Source organism: Sneathiella sp. HT1-7 (assembly GCF_020731145.1).
Lineage (GTDB): Bacteria > Pseudomonadota > Alphaproteobacteria > Sneathiellales > Sneathiellaceae > Sneathiella.
Map to the genome: position 1 here is coordinate 47,437 of NZ_JAJFZN010000006.1, position 24,258 is coordinate 71,694.

Consider the following 24,258-nt stretch of genomic DNA (forward strand, 5'->3'; position numbering starts at 1 on the left):
AGTTTTGAAACTCTCCTGATATTGTACTCCTGATTTTACTAGTTTCTGGCGGCATAACTCATCATGGCAATTTGGGGAAAAATTCTGGGCGGTGCGGCCGGGCTTCTTGTCGGAGGTCCTCTCGGCGCTCTTGTTGGCGGGCTTGCAGGCCATGCAGTCGATAAATATCGCGAAACGACGTCGGGCGATGAAGAAATCGGTCAACATCATGTCAAGCAAGTCGCCTTTACGATTGCGGTCATCGCACTTGGTGCAAAAATGGCGAAGGCGGATGGCGTCGTTACTCGGGAGGAGATAGACGTCTTCAAACGGGTCTTTCGTATTCCGCCAAATGAAGAGAAAAATGTCGGCCGTGTCTTTAACATGGCGCGTCAGGATACCGCAGGATATGAAGAATATGCGGCCCAGGTAGCGCGAATGTTTCACGATACGCCCCGGATGATGGAAGATCTACTTCACGGTCTGTTCGCCATCGCCATGGCAGATGGCGTTTTGCATCCGGATGAAGATATTTACCTTCAGAATGTCGCGGCGATCTTCGGGTTTAATGAGGCTGCGTATGCCCGTATACGCAGCTATCATGCAAAGGACGGGGAGGGTGATCCATATCAGATTCTTGGTGTTTCTGCCGATATTTCCGATCAGGATTTGAAAAAAGCATATCGACAACTCATACGTGAGAACCATCCGGACAAGGTTATCGCCGATGGCTTACCGCAGGAATTTGTGGATGTAGCCAATGCCAAGCTTGCCAAAATTAATGCCGCCTACGATCAGATTGAAAAAATCCGCAGCCTGTAGAATCGGAATAAAAATTGAAAAACAGAGATCTAGCCCTGTTGCTGCTGGTCAACATGCTGTGGGCGTCAAATTTCCTGGCGGCGAAGATCGGCATGGAAGTGTTCACGCCACTTCTCTTCACGGCGCTTCGTTTCTCGCTCGTCATTGTCGTGATGCTGCCCTTTGTTTCACTTCCACATGGCAATTGGCGCAAGATTCTGATCATCGGCATTTTGATGGGCGTTTTACATTTCTCCCTGATGTTTTGGGGTTTGTCGCTTTCGCCTGATATCTCGTCCGTGGCGATTATCAATCAAACCTTCGTGCCTTTTTCCGCTCTGCTTGCCATGATTTTCTTGAAAGAAAAGATCGGCTGGCGGCGTTGGGGCGCGATCATTATGGCATTCGCCGGGGTTATGGTGATCGGGTTTGATCCGGTAATCTTTGCGAACTGGCTGTCGCCGACGCTTGTCATCATCGCCTCCTTTCTGGTCTCCCTTAATATGGTGATTGTTCGGACAATGCCGGGGGTTAGCGCCCTCAACCTGACCTTCTGGACAGCGGCGATCGGGACGCTTCCGCTCTATTTTTTCTCTTACCTGTTTGAGGATGGCCAATGGGCTGCGATACAAGCCGCCAATTGGGAAGAGTGGAGCGCGGTTGCCTTCTCTGCCTTGGGGGCGACAGTTGTCGGTCACGGCCTTGGCAATTATCTGGTCAAGCATTATCCTGTCAGTACAATTGCACCATATTATCTTCTGGTGCCCGTCTTCGCCGTTGCGCTTGGTATTATTTTCTGGGGCGACGTTATTACGGTGGAGCTGATGATCGGTGGTGCGATGGTGATGAGCGGGGTTACGATCATTACTTTCCGGTCGGCAAAAAAGAAGCCAGCAAAACATGTCTAAAGCGATTGAAAATATCATTTGGCATCCGTCGCCAAATTTTGATGAGCGTGATACTGATACACCGGTTGATATGCTTATCCTGCACTATACAGGAATGAAAACGGGCGCTGAAGCCATTGAGCGTCTACGTGATCCGGATGCGAAGGTTAGTGCCCATTACGTTGTTGAGGAAGACGGCCGAATTTTTGCCTTGGTAAAAGAAGAAATGCGTGCCTGGCATGCGGGAGTGTCCAGTTGGCGCGGCTCGCAAAATATCAATGCCCGATCAATCGGGATAGAGATTGTTAATCCCGGTCATGAATTCGGTTACCGCGCTTTTCCTAAGGTGCAAATGGATGCTGTCACAGCGCTGGCGGCCCATATTGTGGCGCGTCACCCCATTCCGGCGCGAAATGTTGTCGGTCACTCCGACGTGGCACCGCATCGAAAGGAAGATCCAGGCGAACTCTTTGATTGGCAGGAACTTGCGCGATGTGGTGTTGGGCTTTGGGTGCGAGGAAAGTCATCTTCCCATCACAAAATTGCGCCACTGGCGTCTAATGATAAGGGGAGCGCTGTCTCCGACTTGCAGGGGGCGTTGAAGGAATTTGGCTATGACCTCCCGCAGGATGGGCATTACGGTGCGGAGTTGGCGGGCGTAATCTGCGCCTTTCAGCGTCATTGGCGTCCCTCAAAAGTGGACGGGGTAGCAGATGAACAGACGCAAGAAATCATTTACGCGTTGCTTGAAGAAGTTCGCCGCTTGACTTGATGATTTTGCAAGCTTAGTTACAAGCAGACAGATGGCTGGATGATCGCCGCTCACCGAAAGGGGAGGGGAGGAAAGTCCGGGCTCCACGGAAATACGATGCCGGTTAATGGCCGGCGGGGGTGACCCCAGGGAAAGTGCCACAGAAAGTAAACCGCCCGGCTTCCGGGTAAGGGTGAAAGGGTGCGGTAAGAGCGCACCGCGCTTCTGGCAACAGCGGCGGCATGGTAAACCCCATCGGGAGCAAAACCAAATAGGGATGGTCTGCGCAAGGGCAACCTGTGCGCAAGCTGGTTTTTCGGGCTACCATCCGGGTTGGTTGCTTGAGGTGTCTGGCAACAGGCATCCTAGATGAATGATCATCCCCTGATTTCAGGGACAGAACCCGGCTTATAGGCCATCTGCCTTATTTTCTACCGTGATCTGCGGTATAATGAGTTTTTGGCTAGGGCGTCTTTTCGCAGTAGGAAATAATATGGGGTTCTTGCGAACAACGGGTCTTGGAGCGGCGGCAGCTTTTCTCCCATTTTTTGCATCACCTGTTTATGCTGCGGCGACGGACATGCCATCGCTCGTCTATGATATCGGTATTAGTTTATTTGTCGCCAGTATCCTTGCAATTGTTTTCGTGCGGATCAAAATCCCGAGCATTGCAGCCTTTCTCGTTTGTGGCATCCTGATAGGGCCGGTCGGGGTCAAGCTTATTACTCAACCCGAAAATATTGAGACGATTTCGGAGCTGGGCTTCATTCTGCTTCTATTTATGATCGGGATGGAAATTGATCTGCGTCGGATGCTCCGCAGCGGCAAGATGATCATCGTATCCGGTTTGCTGCAATACCCATTGACTGTTTTGTTTGGCATTTTGGCGGCTAAAGGGCTGGCATGGATCGGACTGTCAACAGTTGGCGGCAACTATGACGCCTTGTACTTTGGTCTGTTTATTGCCGGTTCCTCCACACTTTTGGTCATCAAGCTTTTCCAGGAAAAGTATGAACTGGATACAGAGCCCGGGCGTATAGCGCTTGGTCTTCTGGTGTTTCAGGATTTCTGGGCCATTATCGTGATCATCCTGCAGCCCTCCTTTGCAGCGCCGAAAATTATGCCGGTGCTATATACCATGCTGGGGATCGGGCTTTTGGCTATTGTATCCTATTCTCTGGCCAAGAGTTTGGTGCCGGTGGTGTTCCGCTGGCTATCCAAGGAGCCGCAGATGATGCTGGTCGGCGCGCTTGGCTGGTGTTTCGCCATTGTTTTTATCGGTTATGGTTTCGAATATGTGGGCGATTTTGTTTTCGGTGAAGGCTCCCATATGTCTGTAGCCACCGGAATGAGCGCCCTGATCGCCGGTTTGACAATCGCAACGCTTCCCTACAGCAGGGAAATTGTTGCCAAGGTCGGGATTGTCCGTGATTTCTTTATTACCTTGTTTTTTGTCGGCCTCGGAATGAGCGTGCCACCGATTGACGGGATAGGCGTTATGCTGATTGCAGTCGCACTCGCTTTCTTTGCTCTGCTGAGTCGCCAGCTGATTTTCTTTCCGTTACTCTATTTTACTGGTGGTGATCAGCGTCATGCGGAAGTCGCCTCTATCCGGCTTGCGCAGATTTCGGAATTCGGCCTCGTTATCTCTTATCTGGGAACCCAGTACGGCCATATCTCCGGAGAGTTTGCGAGTGCGATCATCTTCGCGTTTATTATTACAGCGCTTCTGACCCCGGCGCTTTACAAGCATGCGTATAATATTCATCGCTGGATGGCGCCGTTACTTCAGGCAATGAGGTTTCGGGAGCCTGATGAGGGAGCCCTCGATACGGAGCAGGAATATGACCTGGTCCTTCTCGGGTTTCATCGTGTCGCGTCATCGCTGCTGCATGATATTGCCAAGAACAAGCCGGAGCTGTTGCCGCGTATCCTGGTGATTGATTTCAACGTTCAGCTTCACCCCGCAATCCGCAAGCTGGGTGCGGCGGTCCGCTATGGCGATTTGTCGAATGATGAAATTCTTCTTCATGCGGGCGTTGGGAAAGCGAAAGTTGTGGTTGCCACCATTCCTGATGACATCTTGCGGGGTACCAATAACAAGGAATTGGTAAAGGTGGTTCGGCGGATAAACGAGAAAGCAATTGTAATCGCTAATGCAGAGGAACTCGCGTCCGCGCAGGAAGTTTATGCGTGCGGTGCCGATTATGTCTATATGGGGCGGATCAATACAGCACGCGCATTGGAAGACATTATCACCCGAACTATGGAAGGCTCGCTTGAGGACTTCCGTCGGGACGAAGAAGAGTTGCATGGTCGGCACCACGAACGGGCGGAAATCCTTAAATAGGAGCCGATTTTAGGCGCAAAATTTGCCATAGTTCCGGCTTATATCAGAAAAATACGAATCACTTTTTCCAGGCTCCTGAATTCAGGCAGTATTATTCCCGGACATCAAATTTTTATTTTCTCAGCTATAGCATAAAAGTGATGCTTTTCCGTCTTTATGCAGCCTGTTTGCGTTGCATCACTGCCGATTAATGGCAACAAATAAATAAGAACAAAAAAAGAACGTATAAAAAATTCCTCATTACTTTCAATAAATCCATAAGCAGATTTTGTTGTCGAGTAACACTCTAATATCGGTCAAAATTTTACTTAAATTCGTCTGAGTTTTCTCCTGTAACCCCCAGTATTTGGGGGTGTTTTCCGTTGACTTCCAGAAAATCCCATGATATCCCGAATTTATCCGTTTTATCCCAGAAGTTCTCGTCTTTATCGGTCTGTGTCTGACTTTCATGCGAAATTATCTGGGCTCTCGGGGAATGGAAAAGTAGGGGGATTTTTGGCTGTATGGCCCTGTTTCTGTCCACATATGTCAACAAAGTCGACAAGAAGGGGCGCGTGTCGGTCCCGGCGCGTTTCCGCGCAGTTCTTGCGGCCAAGGGCTTCGACAGCGTTGTATTGCTGCCGACAATCAATGGTGACGCCATTGATGCCTGTGGCATGGATGTAATGGAAGGCCTGCTTGAAAAGATCGGCGGCTTTGACCCTTTATCAGAAGATCGGGAAAGCTTTGCCGATGCATTGATGAGTGACGCTATTGAGCTCCCGGTTGATGGCGATGGGCGCATTATGGTGCCTCTAAATATGTTGGAGGCTGCTGGTATTGACGGGCAATGCGCCTTTGTCGGACGGGGGGATAGTTTCCAGATTTGGCAGCCGGAGGCCTTTGAGGTACGCAAGAAACAGGCTCGCGCTCGCGCTGCAAAGAAACGTGCCGCCAGTTCGGAAAGTGACGGGGGCGCTGATGTCTAGGCAAGATGCACCACATATTTCTGTTCTGCTTCGCGAGGTTCTGGAAATTCTCAGCCCTAAGGATGGCGGTATTTATGTCGACGGAACCTTTGGGGCCGGTGGTTACTCTCGTGCCATTCTAGAGGCTGCGGACTGTCATGTATATGGGATTGATCGCGATCCATCGGCAATTGCGATGGGTCGTAAGATGGCCGAAGAGTTCCATGGTCGCCTGGTTATGGTTGAGGGATGCTTTGCGGATATGGAGGAGGGACTCTCGGGATTGGGAGTAGACGCGGTCGACGGGATCGCACTCGATATCGGTGTTTCCTCCATGCAGATCGATGAAGCGGAGCGCGGTTTTTCCTTCATGAGGGAAGGTCCACTCGATATGCGCATGTCCGGCAAGGGCCGGACAGCGGCAGAAGTTGTTAATGAAGAATCTGAAGCAGAACTCGCCAGGATTATTTTTGTGTATGGCGAGGAGCGAAGATCACGTGCAATTGCGCGTGCAGTAGCCGAAAGACGCGAGTTGGCGCCTTTCAAGAGTACAGTTGAGTTAGCGGAAGTGGTTGCGTCGGTTGTTCGTCCAACAGGAAAGGGCATTCATCCGGCGACGCGTACCTTCCAAGCGTTGCGTATAGTAGTAAATGATGAACTTGGGCAGCTGGTCAAGGGCTTGGCCGCATCCGAGCGACTGCTTACTCCCGGTGGTCGTCTTGCGGTTGTGTCTTTCCATAGTCTTGAAGACCGACGCGTGAAAAACTTCCTGTCAGCAAGGTCTGAAGGGCGCGCCAAGCCGTCTCGTCATGTTCCTGTCTCGGACGAGGGGCCAGCTCCCACTTTCAAGCTCATCAAACGGGGAACTTTTAAGGCCCGCCCCGACGAATTGGCCATTAATCCGCGATCTCGTTCTGCTCGTCTGCGTGGAGCGATCAGGACTGGCGCCCCCGCCTGGACGGAGGCAGCATGAAGTTAAATCTAACAGTTATTTCCCTGGTTCTTGTTGCTGCCGTATCCTTCGGTCTCTACCAACTTTCTTATGAAGTGCAGGAACTGGAAAAAGACCTGAAGGGCCTCAATAAAGGCATATCCGAGAATAAGGAGAGTGTTCGCATCCTGAAAGCGGAATGGACTTATCAGAACCGTCCGGATGTCTTGCAGGCGCTTTCAAGTAAGCATCTGCCTCTGCTCCTGATTGCTCCCTATCAAGTGGCATCGGTTGGCGAAGTGCCGTATCCGCAAGTCGATCCTGAGCAGTATTCTGTTCCTGTGCCGCGCCATAATCCGCGCCGGGACTATTCGCCTGCGACGCCATTGCCGAAAGGGCCGATCCAACTTGCTACCTTCACATATGAAGGAAATATGCAATGAGCGAACTGACTTGGTCCACTAAGTCACCTCGCCCACGCATCACGCTGACGCCGTCACTTGCCCAAAATCTTCCGGATGATAACCATATGGCGTTGAGGCTCGAAGGCAGCGCAAAAGAAACGCTGGAGCAGGGCCGCAATCGGCTCGTCATGGCGGGCGTTATCTTCGCCATTTGCTTTATTGCTCTTGCCAGTCGGCTCATCGGGCTTGCAATAAGCGGGATCGGAGACGAAGAGGTAATCGCGTCGGAAGCCGATGCACCGCCACCAGTCGCTACAACTGAAAGCAAACGCGCAGAAATCAGGGATCGAAACGGGGTTCTGCTCGCGACCACATTGACCACAGCGTCGTTGTTTGCTGATCCAAAGAAAGTGTTGGACCCCAAGGAAGCCGCGGCGAAGCTGACAACCGTCCTTGGTGATTTGAATGAAGCAACGATTTTGAGTAAGCTGGCCTCGGCCAAGAACTTTATCTGGCTCAAGCGGAATTTAACGCCGTCCCAGCAGTATCAGGTGAATTCACTGGGTATTCCGGGCCTTTATTTTCGGGAAGAAGAGAAACGGTTCTATCCGATGGGGCCGCTCGTCTCTCACGTGATGGGCTTTACCGATGTGGACAACCACGGTATCGCCGGAGTCGAAAAGCATTTTGATGAGCAACTCAATGGTTCCGGGGAAAGAGCTTCTCAGGAATTAATCCTTTCTCTCGATGTGCGCATACAGCATGCTTTACGGGATGAGCTGTCGCGCCACATGTCAATTTTCCGTGCCATCGGGGCGGCGGGAATGGTTATGGATATCAAAACCGGTGAAATATTGGGAATGGTTTCCTTGCCGGATTTTGATCCGAACCGCCCGGGCGATTTCTCCGGCGACGCCAAATTTAACCGAATATCCCTCGGCGTTTATGAAATGGGCTCGACTTTCAAGACTTTCACAACAGCCATGGGTCTTGATACGGGTACAGTTGGGCTGAACGGTGGTTATGATGCAACGGAACCGATCCGCAAGGGAGGGTTTCGCATTCGGGATGACCATCCGAAGAAGCGCTGGCTGTCTGTTCCTGAAATATATATGTACTCATCCAACATTGGCGCTGCAAAAATGGCAGATGAGGTGGGCCCTAAGAGGCACAAGGCGTTTCTGGCAAAACTCGGTCTTCTTGAGAAGCCGTCTCTCGAAATTCCCGAGATCGGCGCCCCAATTTTGCCGCCAAGATGGAATAGCCTTGAAACCATGACAATTTCATTTGGCCATGGACTGTCTGTCAGCCCCCTTCAGCTCAGCACGGGAATAGCGGCGATTGTCAATGGCGGCAACTATATCAAACCGACAGTGGTCCGGCGGGACTCTGAAAAAAGAACTGCGGTTCGTCAAGTGATCTCGGCCAAGACCTCCGACATTATGCGGCGGCTCATGCGGCTTGTGGTCGAAAAAGGGACGGGCGGTAAGGCGGCGGCACCAGGTTATCTGGTCGGCGGGAAAACCGGAACTGCTGAAAAGGCGGTTGGTGGCCGGTATAAACGCGATGCCTTGATTGCATCTTTCGTCAGCGCCTTTCCGATGAACGACCCGCGTTATGTTGTCTTTGCAATGCTGGACGAACCAAAAGGCAATGCCCAGACACACGGCTTCAGGAGTGCAGGCTGGACAGCTGCTCCGATCGTCGGACGGCTGATTTCCCGGATAGGCCCTATCCTGTCGATCCAGCCGCTAGACGAAGAAAGCGAGGCTATCCAGAAAGCTATGTTTATCCCCATTAATTCAAGGGAGAAGAAGCTTGCGTCTTTCTGAATTGATGAAAGGCCGGAACGTTTCGGCCATGCATGATACTCATATCAAGGGGTTAACTGCCGATAGCCGTCATGTTGAGCCAGGGTTCCTGTTTGCTGCGCTGTCCGGGACCGCGGCAGATGGCAGAGAATATATAGTTGATGCCGTAAAGCGGGGTGCTTCTGCTATCCTGACGGATACATCATATGAGCCCGCCGACTGCGACCTGCCCTGCTTTAGGGAAGAAAATCCGCGTCTTGTTCTGGCACGCCTCGCATCTCGCTTCTATGGGGCGGAGCCTGAAACGATTACGGCTGTCACCGGAACAAACGGCAAGACGTCAGTCGCTTATTTTACGCGTGCTATCTGGCAGGCGATGGGATTACCCGCAGCAAGTATTGGCACTCTTGGGGTAATGATGCCCGACCAGACACTGCCCCTCGGCTACACGACTCCTGAGCCTGTCCTCCTGCATAAAACGCTTACCTATCTCGTCGGTCACGGAATGCAGCACGCGGTTATCGAGGCGTCTAGTCATGGGCTTGATCAGTATCGCCTTGATGGTGCGCGTATAAAATCGGCCGCGTTTACCAATCTGACGCGTGACCATCTTGATTATCACTCGTCATCTGAAGACTATCTGAATGCAAAGCTTGGCTTGATCTCTCGTGTTCTCGACAAGGCGGGAACAGCGGTTCTCAATGCGGATTCGGGAGTATATCCAGCCTTTCTACGGGCGGCCAAGGACCGCGGTGTGAAGATAATCTCCTATGGTCGGATGGCGGATGAACTCAGGCTTATCAATCTCGCACCGGAAAGTGCAGGGCAGATGGTTACTTTGGAAATTTTCGGTAATCGTCAGGAAGTTATGCTGCCGCTGGCCGGTGAGTTTCAGGTCATGAACGCCCTCTGCGCCCTCGGTCTCGTGATCGGTGCGGGCGGTGACGCCGCGGCGGCAAGCAAAGCTCTCTCCAAGGTGACCAATGTTCCAGGTCGGCTTGAGTTGGTTTCTAAACTCACGAATAACGCCGCGATTTATGTCGATTACGCTCACTCGCCTGACGCGCTGGAAACCGTGCTTGAGGCCGTTAGAGGCCATGCAAAGGGCAAAATTCACGTGGTTTTCGGATGTGGCGGTGACAGGGATAAGGGCAAGCGCGCGGAAATGGGGCGGATTGCAGGTCTTTATGCGGATCGGGCGATTGTGACAGACGATAACCCGCGCACGGAGGACCCTGTTCAAATTCGTTCTGAAATCATTGTTGCCTGTCCTGATGCCCTGAATATCGGGGATCGTTTTTCCGCGATTGAGACGGCGATCAAGGCGCTTGAACCAGAAGATATTCTGGTTGTGGCTGGAAAAGGGCATGAGGAAGGTCAGGTTGTTGGTACGGAAACTATCTCCTTCAATGACAAAATGGCCGTTCAGCAGATCGTCTCGGCGTTAGGGGGCGAAAATGTCTGACACACCGCTCTGGAAGGGAGCCGCCATTATCGCAGCCGTTGGCGGAAAGGCCGATCGGGAAGATTGGGTCGCGACGGGTGTCTCGATCGACAGTCGGTCTCTTGAAAAGGATGACCTGTTCGTCGCGATTGTCGGGCCGGTGCATGACGGTCATGACTTCGCTCGTGTTGCGTTTGAAAATGGTGCATCGGCGTTGCTGTTGAGCCGACGCCCCGAAGATCTGCCGGCAGACGCGAATGTTATACTTGTCGACGATACCCTGAAGGCGCTGGAAGATCTTGGTTGCGCTGCCCGGGCGCGGACAAATGCGCAAGTGGTTGCGGTCACCGGAAGTGTTGGCAAAACAGGCTCCAAGGAGTCGTTGTTGCACATGTTGTCGCGGCAAGGAAAAACCCATGCCAGTATCGGTAGCTTCAATAATCACTGGGGCGTGCCGTTGTCGCTTTCACGGATGCCTGAAGATACGAAGTTCGCGATATTCGAGCTTGGCATGAACCATCCGGGGGAGCTTGGTCCTCTATCGAAAATGGTGCGCCCGCATGTCGCGTTGATCACAACGATTGAAGCAGTACATCTGGAGTTTTTCTCTGATGTTGAAGCCATCGCCCGCGCGAAAGCGGAAATTTTTGAAGGGCTAACGTCAAGCGGATCGGTTATCCTCAACGGTGATAACAGCTATGGCGGCTTACTTAAAAGCATAGCGGCAAACAACGGTATTACGCGCATCCTGACATTCGGTGAAAAGTCGGAAGCGGATATCCGTCTAACGGATTTTACGCTTTATCCCGATCATAGCGATGTAGCGGTTAAGATCTCCTCTCATGAAGTGTTTTTCCGTCTTGGTGTGCCGGGACGCCATTGGATCAGTAATATCCTTGGTGTCTTAGGCGCAGTAAGCGAGCTTGGTGCTGATATCGAAAAAGCAGCGGAAGCACTTGGTGACTTGCAATCTCCGAAGGGGCGGGGCGCACGTCATATGATACCCTGTATCGGCGGCAACTACATGGTTGTTGACGAAAGTTATAACGCGAGCCCGGCTTCCATGCGGGCGTCACTGGAAGTGCTCCAAAATCTTTACCCGGATGGCAAGGGGCGGCGCGTTGCTGTGCTTGGCGATATGCTGGAGTTGGGAGAGAAGTCTGCCGACATTCACCGGAGCCTGAAAGCGGATGTCTGTGCGGCGGACGTTGATCTGCTTTTCACCTGCGGGCCTAACATGGCGCAATTGGCAGCCTCCATGCCAAGTAAAATTATTACTCATCATGAAGAGACATCGGAAAAGCTGATTGCGCCCCTGCTGGAGACGATCGGCGCTGGTGACATTGTTTTAATCAAAGGCTCGCTGGGCAGCAAAATGCGTATTCCGCTAGAAGCCTTGCTAGAGCGCCGACCGGCCGTTATGGCGGCCGCCGAACAGAGGGGGCGCTGATGCTCTATAATCTTTTATTCCCGCTTGCAGATGACTTCAGTCTGTTTAATTTGTTCCGTTACCTTACCTTCCGGACAGGTGGTGCGGTGATGACGGCGTTGCTGATCAGCTTCATATGCGGTCCTGCTGTTATTCGTTGGCTAAAAAGCAAACAGCATCGCGGGCAACCGATCCGTGACGACGGACCGCAATCGCATATTATCGCCAAGCAGGGCACGCCAACAATGGGGGGATTCCTGATCCTGCTCGCGCTTGGGGTCAGTACCTTGCTTTGGGCGGATTTGAAAAATATCTATGTTTGGGTGGTTCTGCTGGTCACGCTTGGATTCGGCGCTATTGGTTTTGCCGATGATTACCTCAAGGTTAGTCGCCATAACACCAAAGGACTTCCCGGCAAGCTTAAACTGTTGTTGGAGCTGTTGATCGCGGGATCTGCCGGCTATGTCATTATGGCAAGCTCGCCTGCGGATATTTCCGGGATGCTTACCATTCCCTTTTTCAAGAACGCTATCATCAATCTCGGTTGGTTCTATATTCCCTTTGCCATTCTGGTAACAGTCGGGGCGGGGAACGCGGTCAATCTAACCGATGGACTTGATGGTCTTGCCATTGTCCCGGTTATGATCGCGGCGGCCTCTTTCGCGTTGATAGCCTATCTGGTGGGGAATGCTGTCTTCTCTAATTATCTGCAGGTTCAGTACGTTCCGGGTTCAGGTGAGCTGACCGTCTTCTGTGGCGCGCTTATCGGTGCAAGCCTTGGCTTTCTCTGGTTCAATGCACCGCCGGCGATGGTATTTATGGGCGATACAGGTTCGCTTGCCATGGGCGGCGCGCTTGGCTCTGTCAGTCTCGTTGCGCGGCATGAGATTGTGCTGGCGATCATTGGTGGGCTCTTTGTGCTGGAAACCGTATCTGTTATTGTTCAGGTGGCATCGTTCAAACTTACGGGCAAGCGCGTGTTCCGTATGGCCCCCTTGCATCATCATTATGAACAAAAAGGCTGGGCGGAGCCGACAATCGTGATCCGGTTCTGGATTATTGCCGTCATTCTCGCCCTTGTTGGCCTTGCATCGTTGAAGTTGAGGTGAGGGAATGATGCAGAGCCATTCATATCAGCATAAGAACATCGCCGTCTTCGGTCTCGGCAAGAGCGGGATGGCAACGGCGCGACAGCTTCATCTCGGCGCGGCGCATGTTTTTGTCTGGGATGATAATGAGGCTCGTCGCACCGCCGCACTCGAGGCGGGTTTGATTGTGCAGGATCTGACGGAAAATAGCTGGCCAGAAGCGGAGGCATTGGTCCTGAGCCCCGGCATACCGCTAACTCATCCCATGCCGCATCCGGTAGTGGATCTTGCCAAAAAAGCGGGCGCGGTGGTTATCGGTGATATTGAGGTTTTCCTGCAAGAGAAAGAAGCCGGGCGCGTTATCGGTGTTACGGGAACGAACGGGAAGTCGACAACCGCGGCGTTGATACATCACCTTTTGACGTCGGCCGGAAAATCCTCGGCGTTAGGCGGTAATATTGGCACGCCCGTTATGGATTTGCCTGAGCTTGAGTCTGACGGCAGTTATGTGCTTGAGCTTTCTTCTTACCAACTTGATTTAACCCCTTCCTGGTGCGCGGATGTGGCCATCCTTCTAAATATCACACCCGATCACCTGGACCGTCATGGTGATATGGAAGGATATGCTGCGGTTAAGAAACGCATTTTCCAGAACCAGAATAAAACCGGTGTTGCAATCATCAATATAGATGATCCGTTCTGTGAGCATATCGCAACATGCCTAGCCATTTATGGTGACGGAAAGCTGATCCCCATCTCAACGACGACGCCAGTTGACGGCGGGGTGAGTGTTATTGATGGCCGCCTAGAGGACCGATCCGCTGACGATCAATCTTGGACGATGGATATTTCAAAGATTGGTTCCTTGCGCGGCCGTCATAACTGGCAGAATGCTGCCGCCGCTGTTGCTGCGGTACGAAGTGTTGGATTGACGCCGGATGAAATTCGCGATGGGCTTAAATCCTTTGGTGGTCTTGCGCATCGCATGGAGGAAGTGGGGCGGTATGAAAATGTCCTATTCATAAATGATTCCAAAGCAACCAATGCGGAGGCCGCGGAAAAGGCGCTGACCAGCTTTGATAATATCTTCTGGATTGCCGGTGGGCGTCAAAAAGCCGGGGGAATAGCCTCACTTGCCACTCATTTTAACAGAATTCAGGGGGCATTCCTGATCGGTGAGGCTGCAGATCAATTCGCAGCAACTCTAGACAAAAAAGCGGCACATCAAAAGTGTATAGACATAAACGATGCCGTCAAAAAGGCAGCAGAGACCGCGTTGCAATCCGGTCATAAGCCGTCGGTTGTGCTGTTGTCGCCTGCTGCCGCGAGTTTTGACCAATTCGACAGCTTTGAAGCTCGCGGCGAGGCGTTTCGTGCTGCCGTCCGGCAATGGATTACGGAGAAAACGTTATGACAACTTTTACCCGTCTTGATCGATCTGTTGTAGGCAGTTGGTGGTGGACTGTTGATCGTTGGACTCTTGTCGCGGTTGGCCTGCTTGTCGCGATGGGTGGAGTAATGGTGCTGGCAGCAAGCCCGGCTATTGCGGCGCGGCTTCATCTTGACAGCTTCCATTTCGTTCGGCGTCAGTTCATGTATCTGCCGATGGCCGTGATGGCAATTTTCGCCATTTCATTGCTCTCTCCTCTTTGGGTGAGGCGTCTCGCAGTGGTCAGTTTTGGATTTTTCTCCATTCTGACGATCGCTACCCTTCTGGTCGGGCCGGAAGTAAAAGGCGCGCATAGATGGTTGCAGTTTGGCAGCTTTACGCTGCAGCCGACCGAATTCCTAAAGCCGTCCTTCGCGGTGGTTGCCGCATGGATGTTTGCTGAACAGCGCCGTAGTGATGAAATTCCGGGCAATTTGATCTCGATTGCATTGTTTGTTTTCGTAGTTTCCTTACTACTCTTACAGCCGGATGTCGGTATGACGCTGGTTGTCTCTGCCGTCTGGTTCGCCCAGTTTTTCCTGGCAGGCTTGCCGATTATCTGGGTTGTCATGTTCGTCGTCGTCGGCATTGTGAGCGCCGCCGCGGCCTATAGTCTGTTTCCCCATGTGGCGAGTCGTGTTGACCGCTTCATGGATCCGTCGGGCGGCGGAAACTATCAGATTGAACGTGCGATGGAGGCTTTTCAAACAGGTGGCTTCTTTGGAGTCGGGCCAGGAGATGGTTCAGTGAAACGCCAGCTTCCCGATGCGCATACGGATTTTATTTTCGCCGTACTTGGTGAGGAGTTTGGCGTCGTTATCTGCCTTTTCGTGGTTGCTCTTTTTGCATTCATTGTGCTGCGGGGTTTCAGCCGCCTATTGGAAGAAAAAAACTTCTTTGTCGTGCTGGCCGCCGCCGGGTTGCTCATTCAATTCGGTTTGCAGGCCGTGATTAATATCGGCGTTAACCTCCGGCTGATGCCGACTAAGGGAATGACGCTGCCCTTCATCTCCTATGGTGGTTCCTCTATGTTCGCGCTCGCGCTATTGATGGGCATGTTGCTCGCGCTTAGTCGCCGTCGCGCGGGAACAGGTGAATTGCGATGACAGCAGGGAAAAACCAGATTGTCTTGGCGAGTGGCGGCACAGGTGGGCATATTTTCCCCGCTCGCGCACTTGCGGAGGAACTGACAGCGCGAGGGTTTGAGGTAACGCTTATGACCGATATGCGCGGTGAGAAATATGATGAACTTTTCCCCGGTGTTACTATTCTGCAGGTCAAGTCCGGTTCTCCGTCTATCGGCGGGTTTATTGGAAAAGTAAAGGCTGTCGGCGCGCTTATCGCCGGCTTTTTGCAGTCACGCAAAATCCTGAGACGGATCAGTCCGCTAGCCGTTGTCGGGTTCGGGGGCTACCCCTCCATGCCGCCTACGGCCGCGGCAGCGAGCCTTGGGATCCCTTTGGTGTTGCATGAGCAGAATGCCGTACTGGGTCGGGTGAACAAGTTGCTGGCGGGATATGCCAAAGTCATCGCGACCTCTTTCGACAACACGGAAAGCGCCGATAACGAGACGGCGAATAAGATGATCTACACAGGCAATCCGGTCCGCCGCGCAATTCTCCCCTTGTTTGGCAAGGGATACAAAAGCCCGGTGACAAATGGTCCTATCAACTTGCTTGTCCTCGGTGGAAGTCAAGGTGCGACAATCCTCTCTGAGGTCGTTCCAGTGGCGCTTTCTGCTCTTCCGGATGATCTGAAAACGCGCCTGCGTGTAACGCAGCAATGCCGCGCAGAGGATATCGAAAAGGTTCGGGCGATTTATCAGGAAAGCGAGGTAGAGGCAAATCTGGCCTGCTTTTTTGACAACGTGGCGGAACTGCTTGAGGCATGTCATCTGGCGATTACGCGCTCCGGTGCGTCTACCCTTTCAGAATTGACCGTGGCGGGACGGCCATCACTTCTCGTTCCTTACAAACATGCCATGGACGATCACCAGCGAAAAAACGGTGAAAATGCGGTGGCTCGCGGCGCGGCGCGGCTCATTCTGCAGGATGATTTCACGGTAGAAGAAGTCAGCCGCCAATTGACGGACCTCTTGCGTCACCCGGACTGTCTGTCCGTTATGGCCAATGCCGCGACGAGCCTTGGTGAAATTCATGCGGCGGAAAAGCTCGCTGATTTGGTCGACCGGTTCAAGCGCAATAATAACGACAACAAGAATAATGGAAAGGTAGCTGCATGAGAAAGCTCCCTCTTGATATGGGTCTTGTTCATTTCGTCGGTATCGGCGGGATCGGGATGAGCGGTATCGCGGAAGTGATGCATACTTTGGGCTATCAGGTGCAGGGATCGGACCTTGCCGCCAATGCCAACGTGGAACGTCTGCGCGGCCTCGGCATTACGGTGCATGTGGGCCATGACGCGAAAAATCTTGGGGAAGCCCAGGTCGTTGTGATTTCCTCCGCGGTGAAGCCGGACAATCCCGAAGTGCGAGAAGCAAGAAGCCACCTGATACCGGTTGTCCGCCGGGCTGAAATGCTGGCGGAACTGATGCGATTGAAATCGGCGATTGCCGTTGGTGGCACTCATGGAAAGACCACAACGACATCTATGCTGGCGAGCCTGTTGGATGCGGCCGGGTTAGAGCCAACGGTCATAAATGGTGGCATTATTAATGCCTATGGCACCAATGCGCGCCTTGGCAATGGCGAATGGATGGTGGTTGAGGCTGATGAGTCCGATGGCAGTTTCACGAAATTGCCCGCGACTATCGCCGTGGTAACGAACATCGATCCGGAACACCTTGATTTCTACGGCGATTTTGACGGCGTGCGCGATGCTTTTCAGACATTTGTTCAGAATATACCTTTCTATGGATTCGCAGCGGTTTGTATCGATCACCCCGAGGTTCAGGCTCTGATTGGCCGTATTTCGGATCGGCGACTTGTCTCTTACGGTCGCTCCCCGCAGGCCGATTATCGGGCAACGGATATTCGATTTGCAGACGGACATGCACATTTCAATGTGGAGATGAGTGATCGTGTCGAAGGGGATGCGCGCGAAATAACCGGCTTCGAACTTCCCATGCCGGGAACACATAACGTCATGAATGCCCTCGCGGCGATTTCAGTCGGCAAGGAAATGGGTTTCTCGGAAGAAGATCTTAAAAAAGGCCTTCGCAATTTCGGAGGAGTGAAACGCCGCTTCACAAAAACAGGCGAAGTGAACGGTGTCACCATTATTGACGACTATGGTCATCATCCTGTGGAAATAGCCTCAGTCCTTTCTGCCGCACGTCAGGCCTATGATGAAAAGGTGATTGCCGTCGTGCAGCCGCATCGTTACTCACGGCTTCATGATCTGTTCGAGGAATTTTGCACCTGTTTTAACGATGCGGATACCGTCATTGTCGCGGATATCTATGAAGCAGGTGAAGCGCCAATTCCGGGAATTGACAAGGAGCATTTTGCCGAAGCTCTTCGTGCACGAGGTCATCGTCATGTCTTGCCCCTTGAAGGGCCTGAGGCTCTGGCCGCGTTGATCAAGGAAAACAGCCATCCCGGTGATGTCGTCGTTTGCCTCGGCGCGGGTTCCATTTCAGCATGGGCCAATGCGTTGCCGGCGGAGCTTGACAAATTGTCGAGCGAGGAAAAGATAGGATGAATGAGATGACTCCTATGGAGCCGCAAAATTCGACCCATGAGAAGCTGATTGATCGCATGCCGTCAGTTCGCGGTCGGCTGCGTGAGAATGCTGATCTTGGCAAGGTGACCTGGTTTCAGGTGGGCGGTCCCGCAGATGTTCTTTTCAAGCCTGAGGATGATAAGGATCTTGCGGATTTCCTGAAAAATCTTTCAAAGGATATTCCGGTATATGTCATCGGGGTTGGGTCGAACCTTCTTGTGCGGGATGCAGGGGTACGCGGTGTTGTCATCCGACTCGGCCGGCATTTTACGAAAATGAACTGTGATAGTGATATGCTGACCGTTGGGGCCGGTGCGTTGGACGGGCATGTGGCTCGTTTTGCTGCGGATGCGGGGCTGGAAGGCGCAGAATTCCTGAGTGGTATTCCAGGCGGGATCGGCGGTGCGCTAAGGATGAACGCCGGAGCTTATGGCGCCGATATTTCCGATATTTTCCTGTCTGCGGTTGCCTATGACCGGAACGGCGAGCGCCACGAGCTCAGCCTCAAGGAGATGGGGTTTTCCTATCGTCATACGGATATCCCGAAGGATTGGATATTCACGCAAGCGACCTTCCGTCTCACGCCGGGTGATCGGCAGGAAATACTGGATCGAATGGCAGATATTTCGCGTAATCGGGAAGAGAGCCAGCCGGTGCGTAGTCGGACAGGCGGATCTACTTTTGCCAATCCGCCGGGGAAAAAGGCGTGGGAGCTGATCGACGATGTCAAAGGTCGAGGCTTTACCATTGGTGATGCCATGGTATCGGAAAAACACTGCAATTTCCTGATCAACAAGGGTGCCGCCCGGGCGGCTGATCTTGAAGCGCTCGGCGAAGAACTGCGCCGTCGCGTCTTTGCCAAACATGACACGTTGTTGCGCTGGGAAATAGTGCGCCTTGGGGAGACTGGCGAGCCAACGGAAGGGGCCGGATCATGAAACATGTTGCCGTCTTAATGGGAGGCTGGTCCGCCGAGCGGGAAGTGTCCATGAATAGCGGACTTGCCTGTAGCGAGGCGTTGAAATCATGTGGATACAAGGTGACGCCGGTCGATGTCGGCCGCAATATCGCCGAAACCCTCAGCGAGGTGAAACCCGATGTGTGCTTTAATGCGCTGCATGGCCGCTATGGGGAGGATGGCTACATTCAGGGATTGCTTGAAATCATTGGCATTCCCTATACCCATTCCGGCGTTCTCGCGTCGGCCCTCGCGATGGATAAGCCCGTTGCCAAAACGCTCTTTGCGGAGGTTGGTATCCCTATCGCCGATGGAAAAATTTTCACGCGTCAGGAAATTCAAGAGGGTGCCAGCTATCCAAAGCCATTTGTCGTTAAGCCCTTTAATGAGGGGTCCAGCGTTGGCGTGACGATCATCATGGATGATGAGAATATGAGCCTTCAGGATCTGCCTTGGACATTTGGAGAAAAAGTCCTGATCGAAAGCTTTATTCCGGGACGTGAGATTCAGGTTGCTGTTATGGGGAACGCGGCCCTTGGTGCGGTTGAGATAAGGCCACTCGGTCGTTTCTATGATTATGAGGCTAAATACACCGCTGGAAAAGCGGAACATCTGATGCCAGCGCCGCTTGATCCTAAAGACTATGAAGAAGCGTTGCGGTTGGCTTTGCTTGCCCATCAGACACTGGGGTGCCGTGGCGTAAGCCGGAGCGATCTTCGTTTCGATGATACAGGCAACGGGTCAGGCAAATTCTATATGCTGGAAACAAATACACAGCCGGGCATGACGTCGCTCAGCCTTGTTCCGGAGATTGCGGCTCATTCCGGCATTTCATTTGAAGATCTCGTCAGCTGGATAGTGGAGGATGCATCATGCGACCGATAACCATTGACAAGGATGACCGCGTTGTACCGTCGACGGCACGGTCGCGTAAGACCACGTCAAAGAATGGCGGGCTAACTAAAAGCCTGCGCGGTAGCGGTAAAAAGAAAAAGGCGGCAAAAAGGAAGTCGGAACCTGGATTCTCTACTGGCGCCGCATTTTCCAGACTTGGCAGTATGACGGTAGAAATTACCGATCGGATCAGTTCGCCTTTCAGGTCGGAAAAACCCCGTCGGGGTGGACGCCGCAAGCCCACCCCCGCGTGGCGCAAGCCCGCCATTATTTGCGGCGGTGTATTACTTGCGGCGGTTACTATTGGCGGGTTCACAAATTTCATCGTTCGGGCTGAATTGCTGGAAAAAAGCGCGACCTGGATTGATGAACAGCAGCAGGCCCTCGCGGAAGTCTTCGGCCTCACCGTGCAGCAAATTAGCGTAGTTGGCCGGGACAAGACTTCTGGAAATGACATTCTGCGTGTTCTCGATGTTGATCGCGGAGACAGTATTCTAGGTATTGATCCCAAGGCGGCACGCGAGCGACTTGAAACTCTTGGATGGATTGAGAGTGCCTCAGTGATGCGCCGCTATCCAGATGAGATATTTGTAGAAATCACAGAGCGGCGTCCCTATGCCCGCTGGCAGATCGATGGAAAAACCGGCGTGATTGATCGGACCGGTGCCCTGGTTTCCAGAAAGGATGAGGCGGCGTTCCGGTATCTTCCGAAGGTAGTTGGACCTGGCGCAAATGGCCATGCCGCGGAACTATTTGACATGTTGGCGCAAACGCCGGAGTTGTTCACCCGTCTTGAAAGTGCCGTGCGTGTCCGCGACCGTCGTTGGAACCTGCAGTTCAAGAACGACGTAACGGTTCTGCTTCCCGAAAAAGAGGCGTCAAAGGCCTGGAAGCAGCTTAACCAGATACAGAATGAGCAGAAGATTCTCGACAAGGACGTAATTGCGATCGACATGCGCGGGAAGGACCGCATGTATGTGCGGTTGAAGGAAGAGGCCGCGAAACTGCGTCGTCTTGCGGGGAACGATACATGATCAAAAGTCGGGCAAGCCGGTTTGAAGGAAAGATGAAGCGAGTGAAAAGGTAATGGCAGCTGGACGTAATGGACCTTTGGCGGCACTGGATGTCGGTTCAACGAAAGTATGTTGCTTCGTCGCTACAGAAGAGGCAGGACGTCTTCGCATCACCGGGATCGGTCATCAAGTCTCCCGCGGATTGCGGGCAGGCGGTATTACCAATATGGAAATGGCAGAAGAAGCCATTCGATCTGCTGTTGATGCCGCTGAACGCATGGCAGGGGAAACTGTGCGAGAGGTTTACCTCGGCGTTTCCGCCGGTAAGCAGGCCTCCCAGACGGTGGATGTCGAAATGTCGATTGGTGGGCAGGAAATAACCGAAAAAGATTTGCAGCGTACCTTGAAGGAAGCACGCGCCAGCTATCAGCCGGAAGGCCGCACAGTCGTTCATGCGCTTCCCGTCGGATACACGGTGGACGGCAATCGCGGCATTCGCGATCCACGAGGGATGTACGGCGAAAGTCTCGGTGTCAGCATGCATATGGTTTCTTTGCAAAACAGTCATATGCGTAACCTCGCCAATTGTGTCGAGCGCTGCCATCTGGGTGTGGCAGGCATGGTGTCCGCACCATACGCCTCCGGGCTTGCCTGCCTCGTGGAAGATGAAATGGACCTCGGTGTGACTGTGATCGATATGGGGGGCGGCTCCACGTCCTTCGCGGTCTTTTATGATGGGGAAATGGTTTTTAACGAGGTGATCCCGGTTGGCGGTGGCCATGTCAGCAATGATATTGCGCGCGGATTATCGACAACGCTCGCCAATGCGGAGCGGATGAAAACGCTTTATGGAAACGCTCTTGCCAGCCCGGCTGATGAAAAGGAAATAATCGATGTCCCATTGATCGGCGAAATGGATCATGACGTCGCTAATCATGTGCCACGTTCCATGCTTGTCGGGATTATCAAACCCCGTCTTGAGGAAATCCTGGAGCTGGTTAATGACCGTTTAACTGCGTCCGGGTTTAATAAGGTGGCGGGACGTCGGGCAGTTCTCTGTGGAGGTGCGGCCCAGCTTGCCGGGGTGCAGGAACTTACGGCCCGCGTTCTCGATAAACAGGTGCGCATGGGTAAACCTATCCGTGTTAAGGGGCTCGCCGATGCGACGGACGGGCCCGCATTTACCACTGTTGCCGGATTATTGTCTTATGCAGTGCGCGAAAGATTTGATGAGGGTATCAAGATGTCGTTGGCTGAAAAGCCGCCGAAAAACCGGTTTTTGCGCGTTGGAAACTGGTTCAAGGAGAATTTTTGAGCAAAAAAATGCATAAAAATTGTCAATATAGTGAGAAGTAGGGTTTCATTAACCACAATATTTGGTATTAATTAGCTGTTAGTCAGCGTAGTAGAGGAGGAGAGTGCCGTGAGTATCAATTTGTCAGTGCCGGAGCAAGCAGAGCTGAAACCGAAAATTCTGGTATTAGGCGTTGGAGGGGCTGGCGGTAACGCGGTGAATAACATGATTAGCTCGGAGCTCCAAGGGGTGGAGTTCGTTGTCGCTAACACCGATGCGCAGGCCTTGAAGCAGAGTTTGGCCGAGCGTCGTATTCAACTTGGAGCTGAGTTGACTGAAGGCCTGGGTGCTGGATCAAAGCCGCATATCGGCGCTGGGGCAGCAGAAGAGGCGCTTGACGAAATTGTTGGTCATCTTGAAGGTGTCCATATGTGTTTTATCACGGCCGGTATGGGTGGCGGTACAGGAACTGGCGCGGCGCCGGTTGTGGCGCGGGCGGCCCGCGAAAAAGGGATTCTCACCGTTGGCGTCGTCACGAAGCCCTTCCAGTTTGAAGGTAATCACCGGATGCGGATCGCCGAGGATGGTATCGAGGAATTGCAGCGTTATGTCGATACGCTGATCATTATCCCGAACCAGAATCTCTTCCGCATAGCCAACGAAAAAACCACCTTCGCCGACGCGTTTAATATGGCTGATGAAGTGCTTCATTCCGGCGTGCGGGGTGTTACTGACCTCATGGTTATGCCCGGCCTGATCAATCTTGACTTTGCTGATGTGAACACGGTCATGAACGAAATGGGCAAGGCAATGATGGGCACCGGCGAGGCGAGCGGTGAAAACCGCGCCATTGAAGCCGCAGAGGCTGCGATCTCCAATCCGTTGCTTGATGATGTCTCCATGAAGGGTGCGCGGGGCGTACTTATCAATATCACAGGCGGTATGGATCTCACCTTGTATGAACTGGATGAGGCCGCAAATCGGATCCGCAGCGAAGTTGATCCGGAGGCGAACATTATCGTCGGCTCAACCTTTGATACAGAGATGGAAGGCAGCATGCGGGTTTCCGTTGTTGCAACGGGCATCGACGCGCTGGAGGCTCAAAAGGCCAACTCTCCTAATGTCACATCTCTCAGGTCTCTAAGGGGTGAAGGCAAGGCGCCGTCTCTCTCAACGTCGGGAACATCAGACGGGGCACCTATGGTGCCAGCGGCGGCGGACATATCCGCATCTGGTTTTGGCGCGACTATGCCAGGCGGCAATTTCTCTGGTCAGCCAGTGGCTCAGGCTGGAGATGCTGCGTCCGGATCGGAAAATATTGAAATGGGCTCCACCTCTACGGAGGCGGGTTATATGAGCGGAAATCTGGCTGTTGATCAGGATCGCGATCTTCTGTCTGACATTGACGAAGAGATGGAAGAAAGCGATCAGGAATTCTCCACAGTAGAGGGGAAGGATAGTCCTTTCAAGGCTCCGCCGGCGATGAAGGTCGACAAGAGCCCTGAAAAGCTTGTTAATCCGGACGCGCAAGAGGCGGTGGCCGGAGCGGCAGATCCGAAGTCGAAAAAACGCGGACCGAGCCTGTTTGAACGGATGACCGGAGTTAGTCGCAACTTCCGAAAGGAAGCCGCGCGCGAAGAAACACCGGCGCCGGTTCGTAAAGAGCCGACAAGTAACCGGGTGGCTCCGGCACCAGCGGCACCCGCTCCGGCGGCACCGCAGGCGCCGACGGTTCGCAAGGAAGTAACGTCTTCTGTAAAAATTGACCAGAAGCAAGAAGATGAAGACCTTCTCGATATTCCGGCCTTCCTCCGTCGGCAGGCGAATTGATCCGCTAAGCTTACATACACAAAAAAGGCGCGAAACTAGTTAGGTTTCGCGCCTTTTTTGTAAGCGGCGGTGCCCCGCGCAATTAGGTCTGTATTTTAATCTGTGTCGAGGGGAAAAGAGGTTTCCGACTTAGAGACAGTCACAGCCGTGACAAGGTTTCACACCCATTGTTGAGCTTGCCATATGTGCACGTAAATTTCTCAGTGCGTCTGCTAACAAAACCAAGATGCTATATCTGTATCTGACCATCGTCCCACTCCTCTTAAAGTCGCGATCACAAGGAGTATATTACATAGTCTATGTGTATTCCCCAAGCGAAAGAGGTGTGCGCGAC

Annotated in this window: 20 protein-coding genes and 1 other RNA gene; all 21 read left to right on the plus strand. The window is 52.9% G+C overall.

What is annotated here, in order from left to right; genetic code table 11:
* The first annotated feature begins 63 nt into the window (after positions 1-63).
* The 21 genes from LKE13_RS17640 to ftsZ all read left to right on the plus strand — a co-directional run bounded on the left by LKE13_RS17640 (position 64) and on the right by ftsZ (position 23,924).
* Positions 64-801 (plus strand): TerB family tellurite resistance protein, encoded by a 738-nt coding sequence (locus LKE13_RS17640; RefSeq protein ID WP_227953000.1) that lies wholly within the window; start codon positions 64-66, stop codon positions 799-801.
* 14 nt (positions 802-815) lie between these two features.
* Positions 816-1,688: a DMT family transporter gene (locus LKE13_RS17645; protein ID WP_227953002.1), complete on the plus strand. Its 873-nt coding sequence runs from the start codon at positions 816-818 to the stop codon at positions 1,686-1,688.
* Complete coding sequence (locus LKE13_RS17650) at positions 1,681-2,439, plus strand: N-acetylmuramoyl-L-alanine amidase (RefSeq protein WP_227953003.1); 759 nt, start codon at positions 1,681-1,683, stop codon at positions 2,437-2,439. Before LKE13_RS17645 ends, LKE13_RS17650 begins: the two co-directional genes overlap by 8 nt.
* 27 nt (positions 2,440-2,466) lie before the next feature.
* Positions 2,467-2,845, plus strand: an RNA gene (gene rnpB / locus LKE13_RS17655) — RNase P RNA component class A.
* 66 nt (positions 2,846-2,911) lie between these two features.
* A complete protein-coding gene (locus LKE13_RS17660) occupies positions 2,912-4,768 on the plus strand; it encodes a cation:proton antiporter (protein WP_227953005.1) in 1,857 nt (618 codons plus the stop codon).
* Between the two features lie 503 nt (positions 4,769-5,271).
* A complete protein-coding gene (locus tag LKE13_RS17665) occupies positions 5,272-5,736 on the plus strand; it encodes a division/cell wall cluster transcriptional repressor MraZ (RefSeq protein ID WP_227953007.1) in 465 nt (154 codons plus the stop codon).
* Entirely contained in the window at positions 5,729-6,688 is a 960-nt protein-coding gene (gene rsmH / locus LKE13_RS17670; RefSeq protein ID WP_227953009.1) for a 16S rRNA (cytosine(1402)-N(4))-methyltransferase RsmH, read from the plus strand. The genes LKE13_RS17665 and rsmH overlap by 8 nt, the downstream gene beginning before the upstream one ends.
* Positions 6,685-7,089 (plus strand): hypothetical protein, encoded by a 405-nt coding sequence (locus LKE13_RS17675; protein WP_227953011.1) that lies wholly within the window; start codon positions 6,685-6,687, stop codon positions 7,087-7,089. Before rsmH ends, LKE13_RS17675 begins: the two co-directional genes overlap by 4 nt.
* Positions 7,086-8,882, plus strand: a complete 1,797-nt coding sequence (locus LKE13_RS17680; protein ID WP_227953013.1) for a peptidoglycan D,D-transpeptidase FtsI family protein — start codon at positions 7,086-7,088, stop codon at positions 8,880-8,882. Before LKE13_RS17675 ends, LKE13_RS17680 begins: the two co-directional genes overlap by 4 nt.
* Positions 8,869-10,326, plus strand: coding sequence for a UDP-N-acetylmuramoyl-L-alanyl-D-glutamate--2,6-diaminopimelate ligase (locus LKE13_RS17685; RefSeq protein WP_227953015.1), 1,458 nt, complete (start codon positions 8,869-8,871; stop codon positions 10,324-10,326). Before LKE13_RS17680 ends, LKE13_RS17685 begins: the two co-directional genes overlap by 14 nt.
* A complete protein-coding gene (locus LKE13_RS17690; protein WP_227953017.1) occupies positions 10,319-11,755 on the plus strand; it encodes a UDP-N-acetylmuramoylalanyl-D-glutamyl-2,6-diaminopimelate--D-alanyl-D-alanine ligase in 1,437 nt (478 codons plus the stop codon). Before LKE13_RS17685 ends, LKE13_RS17690 begins: the two co-directional genes overlap by 8 nt.
* Positions 11,755-12,843: a phospho-N-acetylmuramoyl-pentapeptide-transferase gene (gene mraY, locus LKE13_RS17695; RefSeq protein WP_227953018.1), complete on the plus strand. Its 1,089-nt coding sequence runs from the start codon at positions 11,755-11,757 to the stop codon at positions 12,841-12,843. The genes LKE13_RS17690 and mraY overlap by 1 nt, the downstream gene beginning before the upstream one ends.
* A 4-nt stretch (positions 12,844-12,847) precedes the next feature.
* Positions 12,848-14,236, plus strand: coding sequence for a UDP-N-acetylmuramoyl-L-alanine--D-glutamate ligase (murD, locus tag LKE13_RS17700; protein WP_227953020.1), 1,389 nt, complete (start codon positions 12,848-12,850; stop codon positions 14,234-14,236).
* Positions 14,233-15,357 carry a putative lipid II flippase FtsW gene (gene ftsW, locus LKE13_RS17705; protein WP_227953022.1) on the plus strand — a complete coding sequence of 375 codons (1,125 nt, stop codon included), beginning with the start codon at positions 14,233-14,235 and terminating at the stop codon, positions 15,355-15,357. The genes murD and ftsW overlap by 4 nt, the downstream gene beginning before the upstream one ends.
* Complete coding sequence (murG, locus tag LKE13_RS17710; protein ID WP_227953024.1) at positions 15,354-16,493, plus strand: undecaprenyldiphospho-muramoylpentapeptide beta-N-acetylglucosaminyltransferase; 1,140 nt, start codon at positions 15,354-15,356, stop codon at positions 16,491-16,493. Before ftsW ends, murG begins: the two co-directional genes overlap by 4 nt.
* A complete protein-coding gene (murC, locus tag LKE13_RS17715) occupies positions 16,490-17,914 on the plus strand; it encodes a UDP-N-acetylmuramate--L-alanine ligase (protein WP_227953026.1) in 1,425 nt (474 codons plus the stop codon). Before murG ends, murC begins: the two co-directional genes overlap by 4 nt.
* On the plus strand, positions 17,911-18,873 hold the full coding sequence (gene murB / locus LKE13_RS17720) for a UDP-N-acetylmuramate dehydrogenase (RefSeq protein WP_227953027.1): 963 nt from the start codon (positions 17,911-17,913) through the stop codon (positions 18,871-18,873). Before murC ends, murB begins: the two co-directional genes overlap by 4 nt.
* Positions 18,867-19,778 (plus strand): D-alanine--D-alanine ligase, encoded by a 912-nt coding sequence (locus LKE13_RS17725; protein WP_415776558.1) that lies wholly within the window; start codon positions 18,867-18,869, stop codon positions 19,776-19,778. Before murB ends, LKE13_RS17725 begins: the two co-directional genes overlap by 7 nt.
* On the plus strand, positions 19,766-20,821 hold the full coding sequence (locus LKE13_RS17730; RefSeq protein WP_227953031.1) for a cell division protein FtsQ/DivIB: 1,056 nt from the start codon (positions 19,766-19,768) through the stop codon (positions 20,819-20,821). The genes LKE13_RS17725 and LKE13_RS17730 overlap by 13 nt, the downstream gene beginning before the upstream one ends.
* Before the next feature lie 52 nt (positions 20,822-20,873).
* Complete coding sequence (gene ftsA / locus LKE13_RS17735) at positions 20,874-22,115, plus strand: cell division protein FtsA (protein WP_227953033.1); 1,242 nt, start codon at positions 20,874-20,876, stop codon at positions 22,113-22,115.
* A 108-nt stretch (positions 22,116-22,223) separates the two neighbouring features.
* A complete protein-coding gene (gene ftsZ, locus LKE13_RS17740) occupies positions 22,224-23,924 on the plus strand; it encodes a cell division protein FtsZ (protein ID WP_227953035.1) in 1,701 nt (566 codons plus the stop codon).
* Positions 23,925-24,258 lie beyond the last annotated feature (334 nt).

Excerpts from the sequence above, each read along its gene's own strand:
- LKE13_RS17660 (WP_227953005.1), top strand. The coding sequence starts at position 2,912 with ATGGGGTTCTTGCGAACAACGGGTCTTGGAGCGGCGGCAGCTTTTCTC.
- LKE13_RS17640 (WP_227953000.1), top strand. The coding sequence starts at position 64 with ATGGCAATTTGGGGAAAAATTCTGGGCGGTGCGGCCGGGCTTCTTGTC.
- mraY (WP_227953018.1), top strand. The coding sequence starts at position 11,755 with ATGCTCTATAATCTTTTATTCCCGCTTGCAGATGACTTCAGTCTGTTT.
- ftsW (WP_227953022.1), top strand. The coding sequence starts at position 14,233 with ATGACAACTTTTACCCGTCTTGATCGATCTGTTGTAGGCAGTTGGTGG.
- LKE13_RS17675 (WP_227953011.1), top strand. The coding sequence starts at position 6,685 with ATGAAGTTAAATCTAACAGTTATTTCCCTGGTTCTTGTTGCTGCCGTA.
- murC (WP_227953026.1), top strand. The coding sequence starts at position 16,490 with ATGAGAAAGCTCCCTCTTGATATGGGTCTTGTTCATTTCGTCGGTATC.
- LKE13_RS17690 (WP_227953017.1), top strand. The coding sequence starts at position 10,319 with ATGTCTGACACACCGCTCTGGAAGGGAGCCGCCATTATCGCAGCCGTT.
- ftsA (WP_227953033.1), top strand. The coding sequence starts at position 20,874 with ATGGCAGCTGGACGTAATGGACCTTTGGCGGCACTGGATGTCGGTTCA.
- LKE13_RS17665 (WP_227953007.1), top strand. The coding sequence starts at position 5,272 with ATGGCCCTGTTTCTGTCCACATATGTCAACAAAGTCGACAAGAAGGGG.
- murG (WP_227953024.1), top strand. The coding sequence starts at position 15,354 with ATGACAGCAGGGAAAAACCAGATTGTCTTGGCGAGTGGCGGCACAGGT.
- LKE13_RS17680 (WP_227953013.1), top strand. The coding sequence starts at position 7,086 with ATGAGCGAACTGACTTGGTCCACTAAGTCACCTCGCCCACGCATCACG.
- murD (WP_227953020.1), top strand. The coding sequence starts at position 12,848 with ATGATGCAGAGCCATTCATATCAGCATAAGAACATCGCCGTCTTCGGT.
- LKE13_RS17730 (WP_227953031.1), top strand. The coding sequence starts at position 19,766 with ATGCGACCGATAACCATTGACAAGGATGACCGCGTTGTACCGTCGACG.
- LKE13_RS17650 (WP_227953003.1), top strand. The coding sequence starts at position 1,681 with ATGTCTAAAGCGATTGAAAATATCATTTGGCATCCGTCGCCAAATTTT.
- murB (WP_227953027.1), top strand. The coding sequence starts at position 17,911 with ATGAATGAGATGACTCCTATGGAGCCGCAAAATTCGACCCATGAGAAG.
- rsmH (WP_227953009.1), top strand. The coding sequence starts at position 5,729 with ATGTCTAGGCAAGATGCACCACATATTTCTGTTCTGCTTCGCGAGGTT.